Source organism: Pseudaquabacterium rugosum, from assembly GCF_038066575.1.
Lineage (GTDB): Bacteria > Pseudomonadota > Gammaproteobacteria > Burkholderiales > Burkholderiaceae_C > Pseudaquabacterium > Pseudaquabacterium rugosum.
The window spans coordinates 281,419-296,161 of sequence record NZ_JBBUTF010000005.1 but is presented as its reverse complement, the minus strand read 5'-3'; the positions used below and the strand labels follow the sequence as shown (position 1 = coordinate 296,161).

The 14,743-nt window shown below is 73.1% G+C and carries 11 protein-coding genes; 6 read left to right on the top strand and 5 right to left on the bottom strand.

The window, feature by feature from the left end:
- Positions 1-40: 40 nt before the first annotated feature.
- The gene (locus tag AACH11_RS07250; RefSeq protein WP_341373526.1) at positions 41-796 is read right to left on the bottom strand and encodes a sulfite exporter TauE/SafE family protein; all 756 of its coding nucleotides are present in this window, start codon (positions 794-796) and stop codon (positions 41-43) included.
- Positions 797-985: 189 nt separating this feature from the next.
- Between AACH11_RS07250 and AACH11_RS07245 the strand changes: the two genes are divergently transcribed.
- On the top strand, positions 986-1,417 hold the full coding sequence (locus AACH11_RS07245) for a DUF1841 family protein (RefSeq protein ID WP_341373525.1): 432 nt from the start codon (positions 986-988) through the stop codon (positions 1,415-1,417).
- A gap of 34 nt (positions 1,418-1,451) precedes the next feature.
- Here the strand turns inward: AACH11_RS07245 and AACH11_RS07240 are convergent, their stop codons facing one another.
- The 3 genes from AACH11_RS07240 to AACH11_RS07230 form a co-directional block, all read right to left on the bottom strand.
- On the bottom strand, positions 1,452-1,661 hold the full coding sequence (locus tag AACH11_RS07240; protein WP_341373524.1) for a heavy-metal-associated domain-containing protein: 210 nt from the start codon (positions 1,659-1,661) through the stop codon (positions 1,452-1,454).
- A 139-nt stretch (positions 1,662-1,800) separates the two neighbouring features.
- The gene (locus AACH11_RS07235; RefSeq protein WP_341373523.1) at positions 1,801-3,189 is read right to left on the bottom strand and encodes a cyclic di-GMP phosphodiesterase; all 1,389 of its coding nucleotides are present in this window, start codon (positions 3,187-3,189) and stop codon (positions 1,801-1,803) included.
- Between the two features lie 114 nt (positions 3,190-3,303).
- Positions 3,304-3,990, bottom strand: coding sequence for a c-type cytochrome (locus AACH11_RS07230; protein WP_341373522.1), 687 nt, complete (start codon positions 3,988-3,990; stop codon positions 3,304-3,306).
- 231 nt (positions 3,991-4,221) lie between these two features.
- On the opposite strand from AACH11_RS07230, the gene AACH11_RS07225 reads away from it, so the two are divergent.
- Both AACH11_RS07225 and AACH11_RS07220 read left to right on the top strand, forming a co-directional pair.
- Complete coding sequence (locus AACH11_RS07225; RefSeq protein WP_341373521.1) at positions 4,222-5,064, top strand: AAA family ATPase; 843 nt, start codon at positions 4,222-4,224, stop codon at positions 5,062-5,064.
- Positions 5,065-5,133: 69 nt separating this feature from the next.
- A complete protein-coding gene (locus tag AACH11_RS07220; RefSeq protein ID WP_341373520.1) occupies positions 5,134-5,736 on the top strand; it encodes a GNAT family N-acetyltransferase in 603 nt (200 codons plus the stop codon).
- Between the two features lie 37 nt (positions 5,737-5,773).
- On the opposite strand, the gene AACH11_RS07215 is transcribed toward AACH11_RS07220, so the two are convergent.
- Positions 5,774-7,012, bottom strand: coding sequence for a GGDEF domain-containing protein (locus AACH11_RS07215; protein ID WP_341373519.1), 1,239 nt, complete (start codon positions 7,010-7,012; stop codon positions 5,774-5,776).
- A 176-nt stretch (positions 7,013-7,188) separates the two neighbouring features.
- Between AACH11_RS07215 and AACH11_RS07210 the strand changes: the two genes are divergently transcribed.
- Genes AACH11_RS07210 through AACH11_RS07200 form a run of 3 tightly spaced genes read left to right on the top strand, consistent with a single transcriptional unit; the run spans position 7,189 to position 14,729 of the window.
- On the top strand, positions 7,189-8,364 hold the full coding sequence (locus tag AACH11_RS07210; RefSeq protein ID WP_341373518.1) for a vWA domain-containing protein: 1,176 nt from the start codon (positions 7,189-7,191) through the stop codon (positions 8,362-8,364).
- A gap of 8 nt (positions 8,365-8,372) precedes the next feature.
- A complete protein-coding gene (locus tag AACH11_RS07205; RefSeq protein WP_341373517.1) occupies positions 8,373-10,271 on the top strand; it encodes an autotransporter assembly complex protein TamA in 1,899 nt (632 codons plus the stop codon).
- Positions 10,272-10,298: 27 nt separating this feature from the next.
- The gene (locus tag AACH11_RS07200) at positions 10,299-14,729 is read left to right on the top strand and encodes a translocation/assembly module TamB domain-containing protein (RefSeq protein WP_341373516.1); all 4,431 of its coding nucleotides are present in this window, start codon (positions 10,299-10,301) and stop codon (positions 14,727-14,729) included.
- The last annotated feature ends 14 nt before the right edge of the window (positions 14,730-14,743 follow it).

Here is a 14,743-nt window from a genome sequence, read left to right as displayed (position 1 = left end):
GGAATGAAGGTAGCACAGACGGCGCAGGCCCGCGCCCCGCTCAAGCCCTGAGGAAACCGTCCCAGACCAGCTTGGTGCCGGTCAGCGCCATGCCCGCGACGAAGATGCGGTAGTACAGCCATGCCGGCAGGCGGTCGAGCAGGCGCAGGCCCACCCAGACGCCGGCCACGGCCACCGGCGCCAGCAGCGCCGACGTCGCCAGCTGGCGCAGGTCGATCAGGCCGAGCGCGGCATAAGGCACCCACTTCGACATGTTGATGACCGCGAACAGCACGCCGGTGGTGGCACTGAAGGTCAGCGGCGCCAGCTTGCGGGGCAGCAGGTAGAAGGCCACCGGTGGCGCACCGGCATGGGCCAGGAAGCTGGTCCAGCCCGAAAGCACCGACATCGCCACGCCGAAACGGGTCGACGGCGGAGGGGCATCGGCCTTCGGCGGGCGCAGCACACGCACGGCCAGGAACGCCAGCGTCACCAGGCCCACCAGACCGGCCACGTGGCGGGGGCTCAGCCAGCCGAAGCTCAACCAGCCCAGCGCGATGCCGGCCAGCGCCGCCGGCAGCATCGGCCGCAGCAGCGACCAGTCACAGACGCGCCAGAACGCGCGCAGGCCGCTGATGTCGGAGACCACCAGCAGCGGCAGCACCAGCGCGGCGGCCTGCGGCACCGGCACGGCCAGCGACAGCAGCGGCACGGCCAGCGCGCCGAAGCCGGCCCCCACGCCGCTCTTGCTGAAACCCACGAGCAGCGCCGCCGGAACGGCCAGCGCATAGAACCAGAGATCGGTGATCGGAACCATCGTTGCCACGAGCCCCTGCGAGGCCTGGGCCACGAGGAAAAAACCGCCGGAGACAGACGGCCGGACCCTCCCCGGCCGACCGCCACGCGCATGCCGCCAGCGGAGCAGATCCGGGCCGCGCCCCACGCCGATCGCGGACACCGGGGACGCACCGCCCTGCAAGGGCGGGACTGTGGCGACAATTGTCGGATGTTCCAGCCCTCACAGCACGACGTCCGCCGCTTCTTCTGCGAGGTGTACCGCAAGCACCGCGCCGGTCTGCCACTCGACGCGATGGAGGCCACGGCCGCCCCCTGGGTCGCCGAGCATCCCGAATATGCGGACGATCTGGCGGATGTGGAGGCCGCCCTGCAGGCCGCCTACACGGTCGAGGACGGCCGCACCAACCCCTTCCTGCACCTGTCGATGCACCTGAGCATCGCCGAACAGTGCAGCATCGACCAGCCCACGGGAATCCGCCAGGCGGTACAGCTGCTGGCCAGCCGACGCAGCTCGCTGCACGAGGCCCACCACGAGGTGATGGAGTGCCTGGGCGAGATGATCTGGGCCAGCCAGCGCAGCGGTCTGCCGCCCGACGGCGTGGCCTACATCGACGCGGTGCGGCGGCGCGCGACCCGCTGAGCGCCGGGCCGCGGACCGGCGCGGAATCGCGGGATCAGGCTGCCGGCGCGGCCGCAGCCGGTGGATAGCCCTCCTCGGTCAGCGCGGCGATGAAGGCATCGGCCGGCTGCGCCGAGGCGATGCGCACGCGGCGCGCGGGCAGGTCGATGTCCAGCGTGGCCGTGGCATCGATCTGCTGGACGGTCTGGGTGACGGTGCGCACACAGTGGCCACAGCTCATGTCGGGCAGGGTGAATTCGATCAAGGTCGGGACTCCGTCGGCGTCAGGCGACCGGCCGTTCCGGTCGCATCGACGCCAGTATCGGACGGACCACCGGCCTGCGGTGGCCTCCCGGCCTTGATCGGCCTCATCTTCAGCGGCGGTCGACGGCCGTCGAAGTCCGTCAGCGCCCGCGCAGACCCTCGGGCACGTGCTCGCCTGCCCACATCGCGTCGAGGTGGGGGAAATTCCACTGCGCGGGCGATTCGCGGTCCACGATGCGGTCGCCCCCGTCGGCGGCCAGATCCAGCACCTGCGGGGTCAGGGCCTGACGCCGCTGTGCGTCGTAGAACACGCGCACCACCGGCGCGATCAGGGACTGGGGGTTCTGCGCCAACACCACCGCCAGCCGGCCCGAGGCCAGCCGCACCAGCGCGCCGACCGGGTAGATGCCCAGGCTGCGCACGAAGTGGCGGAAGATCTGCTCGTCGAACTGGCCCTGTGTCGACCAGGTCGCCATCTGCGACAGCGAGGACGCCGGATCCCAGCCCTTCTTGTAGGGCCGGTTGGAGGTGATCGCGTCGTAGACATCGCACACCGCGCCCATGCGCGCCAGCAGCGTGAGGTCGTCGCCGGCCAGCGCGTGCGGGTAGCCACGGCCGTCCGGCCGCTCATGGTGGTGCAGACAGACGTCCATCGCCGCCTCGTCGGTGCCGCGGGCCTCCTGCAGCATCTCCCAGCCGCGCAGCGGATGGGTGCGCATCAGCGAATACTCACGCTCATCGAGCCGACCGGGCTTGTTCAGCACCTCGAGCGGAATCGCCGCCTTGCCCAGGTCGTGCAACAGGCCGGCCAGGCCCGCCTGGCGGCAGCGCAGCTCGTCGAGTCCGAGCTGGCGGCCGAGCGCCACCATCAGCGCGCACACCGCCACCGAATGCATGTACGAGTAGTCGTCGGCGGTCTTGAGCCGGACCAGACTGACCATCGCCCCCGGGTTGTGGAGCACCGATCGGGTGATGTCCTCGACCAGCGGCAGGCACTGCTCGGCATCGACCGCACGGCCCAGGCGGGCCTCCTTGAACATGCCGGTCATCACCTCGCGCGACCGCTCACGCAGGCGGGAGGCCTCGTGCAGCGCCTCGGCCATGGCCTGGGCCATGGCGGGCATCGGCGGGACCGGGCTGCGGTCCGGCGGCAGGGCCGCGGGCATCGGGGCGGAAGGCTGGACCGGGGCAGCCATCGGCGCACCACCGGTGGCCGCCTCGACCGGCCGATCGGCCGCGGCCGGCGCGATGGCCTCGACCACGGCCGGCGCCTCGGCCATCACGACCTCGACCTCCACCGCCGGTGGCGGAGCCGCCTGGACATCACAGCCGCGGCGCAGATCGATCAGCAGCGACGGCACGGCACTGGCCTGCAGCCGCTGCAGATCGGCATCGTCACGCAGCAGGAAACGCGTCTTCCAGAACGGGTGGCTGAGCCAGTCGCCCTCGAGCGCATGCACGTACATGCCCAGCCGGAGCTGGGCGACGCCGATGCGGCGGAAGTGGGGAGGAAGCTCGGATGCACCCATGATCGGTATGGCCTGGGTGACTATCGGCCGGGTGCGACGGATTCTGAAGCGGAGAAATCGACGGATGGCGGCACCGGACACGCCGCAGCGTGCGGTGCTGCGGGAGCGGCACGCTCAGCGCAGGCGCGGCTGAGGCACCACCTGCAGCTGGCCGGGCAGACCGGCCAGGTAGGCCGCGATCTGGCGCAGCTCGGTGGGGCTGAAGACCGCCTTCTTCTGCCCCTCGCTCTCCTGCACGACCTGGCCGCGCATCATCGCGTTGGACCGGCCGACCAGCGCACGGCCGTCGGTGCCGTAGGCCCGCAGCGCGGCATACAGGTAATCGGCGTGCTGGCCGGCCAGACGGGGATAGCTGCCATCGATCGGGGCGCTGAAGTTCGCCCCGTGGCAGGCGGTGCAGGCGGCCATGCGGTCCTTCAGCGCATCGGGCAGCGGCTGGGCGAGCGTGGCCGGCACCGACGCGGACCCGGCCCCACCGAGCTGCTCGTAGTAGGCGCCGAGGTCGGCCATGTCCTGTTCGCTGAGGCTCGCGGCGATGCTGCGCATCGTCGGGTGCTTCCGGTCGCCCTTGGCATACGCCTGCAGCGCGCTGCCGACGTACTTGGCGGACTGGCCGGCGATCATCGGGACCTTGTAGACCTCGGGAAAGCTGGCCTGGTAGCCGACGATGCCGTGGCAGCCGATGCACATCGCCGCCTTGCCGGCCCCGCGGACGGCATCACCCTGGGCCAGGGTGGAAGTGGAGGCCAGGGCCAGGACCGGGACGAGAGCCAGGGCCTGCAGGGTGCGCGCGAGCGTCATGGGTGGCGGGTCTTGTGGGAAGAGTGGGCGGGACGCGCCGCGACCGCCCCGTACGGACCCGGGCGGCACCCACGGCGCACGGATGCAGGCCGTGACCGGCATCAAGGAGTGCTCGAAAGGGTATCAAGCCCCCCCCTATACTGGTTTCGGGGTTTGCGCGGGGAACGGGACAGCCGGCCACGCGCGCCCGACCGACCGCCGATCGTCCCGCCCGCCACGAGACCGACACCGATGCGCTTTGCCGGCACCGACCAGTACATCGCCACCCCCGAACTGCAGCTGGCCGTCAACGCCGCGCTGACCCTGCAGCGACCGCTGCTGGTCAAGGGCGAGCCGGGCACCGGCAAGACGCTGCTGGCCGAGGAGGTCGCCCGCGCCCTCGGCCGGCCGCTGCTGCAGTGGCACGTCAAGAGCACGACCAAGGCCCAGCAGGGCCTCTACGAGTACGACGCGGTCAGCCGCCTGCGCGACAGCCAGCTCGGCGATCCGCGGGTCACCGACATCCGCCACTACATCGTGCAGGGCGTGCTTTGGCAGGCCTTCACCGCCGAGACGCCGCAGGTGCTGCTGATCGACGAGGTCGACAAGGCCGACATCGAGTTCCCGAACGACCTGCTGCGGGAACTCGACCGCATGGAGTTCCACTGCTACGAGACGCGCGAGACCATCCGCGCGCGCCACCGGCCGCTGGTCATCATCACCAGCAACAACGAGAAGGAGCTGCCCGACGCCTTCCTGCGCCGCTGCTTCTTCCACTACATCCGGTTCCCCGATGCGGCCACGCTGCAGCGCATCGTCGAGCTGCACTTCCCCGGCCTGAAGCCGGCGCTGCTGGCCGCGGCCTTGAAGTCCTTCCACGACGTGCGCCAGCTGCCGGGGCTCAAGAAGAAGCCCTCGACCTCGGAGCTGCTGGACTGGATCCGCCTGCTGGTGTCCGAGGACATCCCGGTCGAGGTGCTGCACACGCCGGCCGAGCAGGTGGCCGTGCCGCCGCTGGTCGGTGCGCTGCTGAAGAACGAACAGGATCTCAACCTGTTCGAGAAGCTGGTGCAGATGCAGCGCCAGCACCGCTGAGACCCCCGCCGGGCGGCCCGCCCACCGCGCCCGCTGCCCCATCCCGTCCTGCCACCGCCCCGCCGCACGATGTCCGCCCTGCCCCCGATCTGCACCCCGGTCACGCTGACCGGCCCCCATGTGCACCTGCTGCCGCTGGCGCGCGAACATGCCGGCGCGCTGGCCGAGGCCGCACGCGACGGCGCGCTGTGGCAGCTCTGGTACACCGCCGTGCCGCAGCCCGAGGGCATGGCCGCCGAGATCGAGCGCCGGCTGGGCCTGCTCGAACGCGGCGCGATGCTGCCCTTCACCGTCTGCGACGCCGACGGTGTGCCGGTCGGCATGACCAGCTACATGAACGTCGATGCGGCGAACCAGCGCGTGGAGATCGGCTCGACCTGGTACGCGCAGCGGGTGCAGCGCAGCGGCCTGAACACCAATGCCAAGCGCCTGCTGCTGGGCCACGCCTTCGAGCAGCTCGACTGCATCGCGGTCGAGTTCCGCACCCACCGGCTGAACACCCAGAGCCGGCGTGCGATCGAGCGCCTGGGCGCCCAGCTCGACGGCATGCTGCGGGCCCACCAGCGCAGCCCCAACGGCACGCTGCGCGACACCGCCGTCTACAGCATCACCGCGGCCGAGTGGCCGGTGGTGCGCGCCCATCTGGACCACCAGCTGGCACGGCCGCGCTGAACGGCCCCGTCAGCGCGTCACGGCGCCCCGCAGGGGCTCAGGCCGCGACCGGATCCGCCAGGACCTGACGGGCGGCACAGGCCCGGTCACGACCGGCGCGCTTGGCGGCATACATGGCCTGGTCGGCCCGTTCGAGCACGCGGGCCAGGTCGTCGTGCCGACGGTTCCATTCCGCCACGCCGATGCTGACCGCCAGCGCCACCGGGCGGTCGTTCCACCGCAACGGCGCCTCACGCAGGGCGGCACAGCAGGACTCGGCCCGCCCCAGCGCCTGGGGCTCGGACTGGGCCGGCAGCAGCGCCAGCAGTTCCTCACCGCCCCAACGGGCCAGCATCACGGACGGATCCAGCACCGCGCGCAGCCGCTCGGCGGCATGGCGCAAGGCGGCGTCACCGGCCCGATGGCCGAAGCTGTCGTTGATGCGCTTGAAGTGATCGAGGTCGATCAGCAGGATCGCCCCCAACGGCGCCTCGCCTGGCGATGCGGCGGCGCAGGCCTCGGCCCAGGCCTCCAGACGGGCCTGGGCACCGTGGCGGTTCAGCAGGCCGGTCAGGCTGTCCTGTTCGGCCTGCCGCTCCAGGCGACCGGCCATGCGGCCGACCAGCAGACCGACCAGCCCGATCTGCAGCATCACATTGACGACCAGAACCACGCCGCCCAGGACGAAGTTCATCCAGGCCAGGGGCGGTGTCTCGACGCCGGCCCCTGCCGGCGCCATCACCACCGTCACGACCCGGCCGATCAGCGTCGCCACGAACAGGACCTGCGCGATCACCAGGGCCCGGATGGCCCGGCGCCCGACGCCCGCACCGCCGACACGCCAGACCTGGATCGAGCACAGGATGAACATGACGGCCATCAGCACGGAATTCGCACCGATGCGCAGACGGACCGAGGACAGGCTTTCCGCCAGCACGCCGACCGCCAGCGTCAAGCCCACGGGGACCAGCACCGACCCGCGCTCCGGCACCCGGCCCGCGAACCGGATCAATCCGGAGCGCAGCTGGCAGATGCCGCACATCAGGAACACGTTGCACGCGATCGGGATGGCGGCCTCGACCGGCGACGCCACGGCGAAGCCGATCCACAGCTGCGTGAAGAACCCGGCCGCCAGACAGATGGAGAGCAGCGACCAGTGTTTCAGTGCGGCACGGTCCGGCTGCGATGGCCTGGCCACCGCAGCCCAGCCCGCACCGCACAGCAGGAACGTCAGGCTGATGACCGACCAGAACAGCTGGATGCTGTGCAGGCTCGGCGATTGAGTCAGAAATTGCATGGTCCGTGGCCGGCTGACCGGGACGTCATCGTCACCGGGCGCTGGCTCATCCTCCCGGCTGACACTGTATCAAGGCCGATGACAAGGATGTCCGCGGGCAGACTCGCGGCCCGCACCCTGCGGCAGACGCCCGTTGGGCGAGAATCGAGCGCATCCGCGCCGAAGCCGCACGCCCCATGCTGATCGACTTCCTTCTCACGCTGCGCCAGGCCCGCCTGCCGGTGTCGGTGCGCGAGTACCTGACCCTGCTCGACGGCCTGCGCCAGGGCGTGGTGCCGCTGGATGTCGACGGCTTCTACCAGTGGGGCCGGCTGGCCCTGGTCAAGGACGAGGCGCTGTACGACCGCTACGACCAGGCCTTCGGACAGTGGTGGCGCGGCGTGCAGGCGGCCACCGATCCGGCGCGGCCCGGCCTGCCCGAGGACTGGCTGCGCCGCGGCCTGGAACGCCTGCTCAGCGCCGAGGAACGCGCGCAGCTGCAGGCCCTCGACTGGGACACGCTGATGCGCACGCTGGCCGAACGCCTGGCCGAGCAGCGCGAGCGCCACGAGGGCGGCAGCAAATGGATCGGCACCGGCGGCAGCAGCCCCTTCGGCGCCTTCGGCGAGAACCCGCGCGGCATCCGCATCGGCCAGCCCACCGGCCGCAAACGCAGCGCGGTCAAGGTCTGGGACGAGCGCGCGTTCCAGGACTATGCCGACGACGTCGAGCTCGACACGCGGCAGATCAAGGTCGCGCTGCGGCGGCTGCGGCGCTTCGCCCGCCAGGGCGAGGCCACCGAACTCGACCTCGACGGCACCTTGCACGCCACCGCGGCCAATGCCGGCCTGCTCGACCTGCGGCTGCGGCCCGAGCGCCGCAACCAGGTCAAGGTGCTGCTGCTGATGGACGTCGGCGGCACGATGGACGACCACGTGCAGCGGGTGCAGGAGCTGTTCTCGGCCGCGCGCAGCGAGTTCAAGCACCTGGAATTCTTCTACTTTCACAACTGCGTCTACGAGCGGGTCTGGAAGGACAACCGGCGCCGGCGCACCGAGACCACGCCGACGGCCGACCTGCTGCACCGCTACAACCGCGACTGGCGGCTGGTCTTCGTCGGCGATGCGACGATGAGCCCGTACGAGATCCTGCAGCCCGGCGGCAGCGTCGAACACCACAACCCCGAGCCCGGCGCGCGCTGGATCGAGCGACTGACCGAGACCTTCCCGAGACACGTGTGGATCAATCCCGAGCCACAGGCCCTGTGGGCCTACCGCCAGAGCGTGACGCTGGTGCGCCAGATGGTGCACGAGCGCATGGTGCCGCTGACGCTGTCCGGACTGGACCAGGCGATGCGGCTGCTGGGGCGGTGAGCCGCACCGTGGACGCTGCCTGCGCACACCGACGGCCGGACGGGCCGGCCACGCCACCGGCGCTCGCGGGTCTGGCGCTGATCCTGAGCCTGGCCCTGGGTGGCTGCGCCGCCTGGCCCGGGCGTCCGGCGGCCACGGCGGCCACCGGCGCGCAGGACAGCGCCGCGTCGGACGCATCGCAGGGCCCGGCGGCCCTCGCCGTCGAGCTGGTGGTCGATGCGCCGGACGAGGCCGCGCGCACCCTGCTGGCCCGTCATCTGGATCTGGCCCGGCTGCAGCGCCTGCGTGCCGACGAGCTGCCCGACGACAACGAGTGGTCGCGCCTGATCGGCGCCGCACCGGACCAGGCCCGCGAGCTGCTGCAGACCGAGGGCTACTTCGACGCCGAGGTGCGGGTCCGGCGGGAAACCGGCGTACCGCCGCGGGTGCGGGTGACGGTCGAGCCCGGTGCCCGCACCCGCATCGCCGCGTTCGATCTCGACTGGAGCGGCGCGCTGGCCAGCGCCATCGCGCGCGGCGATCCACAGGCCCTGGCCGTGCGCGACGCACTGCAGGCCCAGGCCCGCGCGCTGATCGGCGAGCCGCTGGTCAACGCCCGCTGGGCGACGGCCAAGCAGCTGCTGCTGGCCCGTCTGCGTGCGGAAGGCTATGCCTCGACCCGCATCGAGGACAGCCTGGCCGATGTCGACACCACCGCCCACGAGGCCCGCCTGAGCGTGCGCCTCGACAGCGGCCCGCTGTACCTGGCCGGGGCGCTGCGCATCCAGGGCCTGCAGGCGCATGACGAGGAGACGGTGCGCCACCTCGCCGGCTTCGGCCCCGGCGCCGCGCTGACCGAGGCCCGGCTGCTCGACTACCAGGAGCGGCTGCAGAAGGCCGGCCTGTTCGACCGCGCCACCGTCAGCTTCGAGCCGGATCCGGCACGGGCCGACGACACGCCGGTGCTGGTGAGCGTCGGCGAATCGGCACTGCGCCAGCTGACGCTGGGCCTGGGCTACAGCAGCGGCAGTGGTGCCCGCACCTCGGCCGAGCTGACCCACCGCCGACCGTTCGGCTGGGCCGTGACCGCCTACAACAAGCTGCAGTGGGGCGTCGACAGCCAAGCCTGGAGCGGCGACTTCTACACCCATCCGGGCGAGGACTTCTACCGCGAGCTGATCGGCGTGCAGATCGCCCGCGAGCGCTCGGACAGCGACGTCGTGCTGTCGCAGCGCCTGCGGCTGGGCCGCACCCAGGACACCCAGCGCTGGGAACGGTTGTACTTCCTCGAATGGCTGCGCTCGCGGCAATCCGACGCGCTGTCGGTGGAGACCGCGACCGCCGTCAGCGGCAACTACCACCTGGTCTGGCGTGAGCTCGACAGCGTGCTGCTGCCCACGCGCGGCATCGCGCTGTCGCTGCAGGGCGGCGCCGGCCTGGCCTTCAGCCGTGACGGCGGCAACGGCCCCTTCACCCGCCTGTATGCCCGGGCGATCGGCTACCTGCCGCTGGGGGCCAGCTGGTACGGCCAGGCCCGGCTGGAGGCCGGCGAGGTGATCAAGCGCGGCGACGTGGTGGTGCCCGATGCGCTGGGCTTTCGCGCCGGCGGCGACGAATCGGTCCGCGGCTACGGCTACCGCGAGCTGGCACCGACCGACAGCGACGGCACGATCCACAGCGGCATGCAGCTGCTGACGGCCAGCCTGGAGCTGGCGCGGCCGGTGTCGGCCCGCCTGCCCTCGGTCTGGGGCGCGGTGTTCGTCGATGCCGGTCGCGCCGTCGACAGCTGGAGCCGCTACACGCCGGCCGTCGGCTGGGGCGTGGGCGTGCGTTGGCGCAGTCCGCTGGGCCCGCTGCGCGTGGACTGGGCCTATGCCGAGGAGCTCCGGCGCGCCCGCCTGCACCTGTCCCTGGGCATCACCTACTGAGCGCGCGGCCCACCGCCGTCCATCCGCGTGAATCCTGCCGTACCCGACCCGTCCGCCCCCACGCCCGAGGGCGCAGCCCCCGAAACCCGGCCCGACGAGGCCGTCGCCGGCCTGTCTGAAGGCGCCCCACCGGCGGCCACCGATCCGTCTTCCGCCGCGCATGCCGCCACGGCCGGAAGCGGCCGGAGCCGGCGCTGGCCGCGGGCGCTGTCGCTGCTGGCCTGGCTGGCGCTGCTGGTCGGTCTGCCCGTGGCCGCGGGCTGGGCGCTGCTGTTCGTGCCCCGGACGCTGCCGCTGCTGCTGGAGCGGCTGCCCGGGGTCCAGGTCGAGGGCGTCGAAGGCACGCTGGGCGAAGGCCGGCTGCGCATCGCCCGGCTGCAGTGGCAGCGGACCGGCGACGGCCCGCGGCTGGAGATCGAGCAACTGGCCCTCGACGGCCTGCGCGCGGCCCGGCCGACCGCGGCCGCGGACCCCGATGCCTGGTTGCAGCTGCACTGGACCCGTCTGACGCTGGGCCGCCTGGCCTGGCGCAGCGGCCCCGGCGACGGCCAGCCTCCGAGCCTGCCGCCAACGCTGCGGCTGCCGCTGCGCGGCCAGGCGCTGCCGGTGCACATCGCCCGCCTGGACATCGACACGCTGCCACCGGTGCAGGACCTGAAGCTGTCGCTGACGATCGGCGAACAGGCCGGCCAGCGTCACCGGCTCACGCACCTGACGGCCCGCATCGACGCCTTCGTGCTGGAGGCCGATGGCACGCTGGGGACCGACGCCCCCCTGCCGCTGGCCCTGCAGCTGCAGCTCCGGCCCGCACCCACCGCCGCCACCGCCCCCACCACGGCCACGCCGGACGGAGCCGGCACCGCGGCGGGCCCGGCCGTGGCGACGAGCGGGGGCAGTGGCGCCAGCGCCCGGCGGCCGGACCTCGGCCCGCACTGGCACGCGACGCTGGCGCTCGACGGCCCGCTGGCCCGCCTGCAGGCCCGCGCACGCCTGCAGGACCTGCGACCGCCGGGCCTGCGTGCGGACGCGCCGGCACTGGGCCTGCAGGCGGAAGCCACGCTGGAGCCCCTGGCCGCCTGGCCCCTGGCGGCCCTGCGGCTGGACAGCCGGCAGCTGGACCTGTCGGCGCTGCGTGCCGGCTGGCCGCGCACCCAGCTGGACATCGACGCCCGCGTCGACAGCCGCGGCCTGCAGGTCCCGGTGCAGCTGCGTGTGGCACTGGACAACGCCGCAGCGGGCCGGCTCGACCAGGGCGCGCTGCCTCTGCGCCAGGCCCGCATCGTGCTGCAGGGCCGTGCCGACCAGCGCGACCAGCTCGAGGTCGAGGCCTTCGACATCCAGCTGCATGACGGCCGGCAGCCGGCCGGCCGTGCGCGCGGCCAGGGCCGCTGGCTCGGCGATCGCCTGGCCCTGGACATCGCCCTGCAGCAGCTGCAACCGGCACGGCTGCACCAGGACGCCGCCGCGCTCGAGATCAGCGGCCCGCTGACGCTGCGCCTGAGCGGCGTCACGCTGCCGGGCACACCGGCGGCCGGCAAGCCGGCGGGCACCGCCCCGTCACCGCGGCTGCAGCTGCAGGCCACGCTCGACGGCCGGGCGCTGGACGGCAGCGGCTTGCCGGTGCAACTGCGCCTGCAGGCCGAGGCCGACGCGCGCCAGCTGGAGCTGCGTGAAGCCCTGGCCCGCGCCGGTCACGCGTCCGCCCGGCTGCAAGGCCGGCTGCGCCGGGAGGCGGGTGGCTGGGATCTGCGCACCCAGGCGGCGCTGGAGGACTTCGACCCGCTGCCCTGGTGGAAAGGCGGCCAGGGCACGGTCTGGCGTCGCGGCCCGCACCGGCTGAACGCGCAGCTGGATGCCGATCTGCGCTGGCGTCCGCCGACGGCCACGGCCGCCGACAGCCCCTCACCCCGCACCTTGACCCACACCCTGCAGGCCCTGCACGGACAGGCCCGGCTGCGGATGAACCGCAGCCTGCTCGCGGGCGTCCCGCTCGACCTCTCGGCGTCGCTCGACCATGGCCGCACGGCGGCCGACGTCGAGGCCACCGCCCACATCGCCGGCAACCGGCTGGAGATCGTCGGACGCCACGCGGCACGGGCCGAAGACGACCGCTGGCAGGCGCGCGCCGATCTCGACGCGCTGCCCGCACTCGCCCCGCTGCGCGAGCTCGCCGGTGAACTGGCGCCCGGCCTGCTGCCGTGGTGGCCGACGGCCGGCACGGGCCAGGCCCGCCTGTCGGTGACCGGCCGCTGGCCCGCGCTGCGCACCGGTGGTGAACTCCAGCTGCGCGATCTGCAGTCCCCGGCGCTGCAGATCGGCCAGGCCCAGAGCCGCTGGCACACCGGCGACAGCCTGGACGCGCCGCTGGAGCTGACGCTGCAGGCCAGCGCGGTACAGCTGCAGGGCCAGACCTTCGAGCGCCTCGATGCACAGGCCAGCGGCCGTCTGCGCGAGCACCGGCTGAGCCTGATCGTCGACAGCCCGCTCAAGCCACCGGCCTGGAGCCGCAGCGTGCTGGGCGCGCCCGGCCAGGGCACGCGGCTGAGCCTGCAGGCCCGCGGCCAGTGGAGCCCGGAGCGCGACGGCGGCGGTCGCTGGCAGGTCCAGGACCTGCAACTGCAGGGTGGCGCCCGCGATGAGGCCCGCCAGCGCGTGCGCGCCTGGGCCGACGCCCAGGGTCTGAGCGGCCAGCTGCGCTTCACGCCCGACGGTGCGCTGGCCGCCGCCGAGCTCGCGCCGGGCCGACTGCGCCTGTTGACCACCGCCCTGGCCTGGCAACAGGCGCGCTGGCAGGCGGCCCCCGGCCTGCTGCAGCTGCAGGGCACGCTGGAGACGATCGACGTCTCGCAATGGCTGGCCCGGCTGCAGCCGCAGACCGGCTGGGGCGGCAGCCTGCGCGTGGGCGGCAGCTTCGACGTGCGCGACGCGGGCGGCGAGGATCTGCGCGTCGAGGTCGCGCTGCAGCGCCTGGGCGGCGACCTGACGCTGACCGACGATCTGGGCAACACCCAGGGCCTGGGCCTGGACGAACTGCGCCTGCGCCTGGCCGCCGAGGGCGGCACCTGGACCTTCGCCCAGGGTCTGAGCGGCCGCAACCTGGGCACCATCACCGGCGCCCAGGTGCTGCGCGGCGCACCCGGCAGCCGCTGGCCGACGGCCGACGCCCCGCTGGACGGCGTGCTGCAGGCCTGGGTCGACCACATCGGCGTCTGGTCCGCCTGGGCGCCGCCCGGCTGGCGCCTGGCCGGACAACTGAGGACCACCGCCTACTTCGGCGGCACCTACGGCGCCCCCCAGGTGCGCGGCGAGATGAGCGGACGCCAGCTGTCGGTGCGCAACGTGCTGCAGGGCGTCAACCTGACCGACGGTGATCTGGAGGCCACGCTGACCGGCGAACAGGCCCGCATCGGCCACTTCAGCTTCCGCGGCGGCGATGGCCGGCTGCGGCTGAGCGGCGACGCCAGCTTCGGTGAACAACCGCAGCTGCGGCTGAAGCTGGCGGCCGAGCGCTTCCGCGCCCTCGGCCGCATCGACCGCCGCATCGTCGCCAGCGGCGAGGCCAGCGCGGTGCTCGACCGCCAGGCGCTGACCGTCACCGGCGACATCGTCGTCGACGAGGGGCTGATCGACATCAGCCAGTCAGGCGCGCCCAGCCTGGACGCCGACGTGCGGGTGCGCCGGCCCGAGACGCCCGGCCGCACGCTCGACGATGAAGAGCCGGCACCGGCCGCCAGCGGCGGCCTGTTGCGCCACAGCAGCATCCGGCTGGCGGTCGATCTGGGCGAACAGCTGCAGCTGCGCGGCCGCGGCGTGGACACCACGCTGCGGGGCGTGCTGCAGGTGAGCAACCCGCAGGGCCGCCTGGCCCTGGCCGGGACCCTGCGCGCCGACGGCGGGCGCTACGCCGCCTACGGCCAGCAGCTGGACCTGGAGCGCGGCGACATCACCTTCACCGGCGCGACGGACAACCCGCGGCTGGACATCCAGGCCACCCGGCCCAACCTCGACGTGGTCGTCGGCGTGGCCATCGGCGGCCTGGCGCAGAACCCGCGCGTGCGCCTGTTCAGCGAGCCGGAGATGACCGAGTACGAGAAGCTGTCGTGGCTGGTGCTGGGCCGCGCGCCCGAGGGCCTGGGCCGGGCCGACACCGCCTTGCTGCAGCGGGCCGCACTCGCCCTGCTGGCCGGCGAGGACAGCGCCAAGGCGCCGACCGACGAGCTGCTGGGGGCGCTGGGCATCACCGACTTCTCGCTGCGCCAGACCGAGGGCACGGTGCGCGAGACCGTGGTCAGCCTGGGCCGCCAGCTCTCGCGACGCTGGTACCTCGGCTACGAACGCAGTGTGAACGCCACCACCGGCACCTGGCAGCTGATCTACCGCGTCGCCCAGCGTTTCACGTTGCGCGCCAGCAGCGGCGAGGAGAACGCGCTGGACGCGATCTGGACCTGGCGCTGGTAGAGGAGAGCCCCGGG

What these genes read in the sequence shown, in the direction of transcription:
- AACH11_RS07245 (WP_341373525.1), top strand. Translation starts at nt 986, where the DNA reads ATGTTCCAGCCCTCACAGCACGACGTCCGCCGCTTCTTCTGCGAGGTG.
- AACH11_RS07250 (WP_341373526.1), bottom strand. Translation starts at nt 796, where the DNA reads ATGGTTCCGATCACCGATCTCTGGTTCTATGCGCTGGCCGTTCCGGCG.
- AACH11_RS07230 (WP_341373522.1), bottom strand. Translation starts at nt 3,990, where the DNA reads ATGACGCTCGCGCGCACCCTGCAGGCCCTGGCTCTCGTCCCGGTCCTG.
- AACH11_RS07235 (WP_341373523.1), bottom strand. Translation starts at nt 3,189, where the DNA reads ATGGGTGCATCCGAGCTTCCTCCCCACTTCCGCCGCATCGGCGTCGCC.
- AACH11_RS07225 (WP_341373521.1), top strand. Translation starts at nt 4,222, where the DNA reads ATGCGCTTTGCCGGCACCGACCAGTACATCGCCACCCCCGAACTGCAG.
- AACH11_RS07220 (WP_341373520.1), top strand. Translation starts at nt 5,134, where the DNA reads ATGTCCGCCCTGCCCCCGATCTGCACCCCGGTCACGCTGACCGGCCCC.
- AACH11_RS07215 (WP_341373519.1), bottom strand. Translation starts at nt 7,012, where the DNA reads ATGCAATTTCTGACTCAATCGCCGAGCCTGCACAGCATCCAGCTGTTC.
- AACH11_RS07210 (WP_341373518.1), top strand. Translation starts at nt 7,189, where the DNA reads ATGCTGATCGACTTCCTTCTCACGCTGCGCCAGGCCCGCCTGCCGGTG.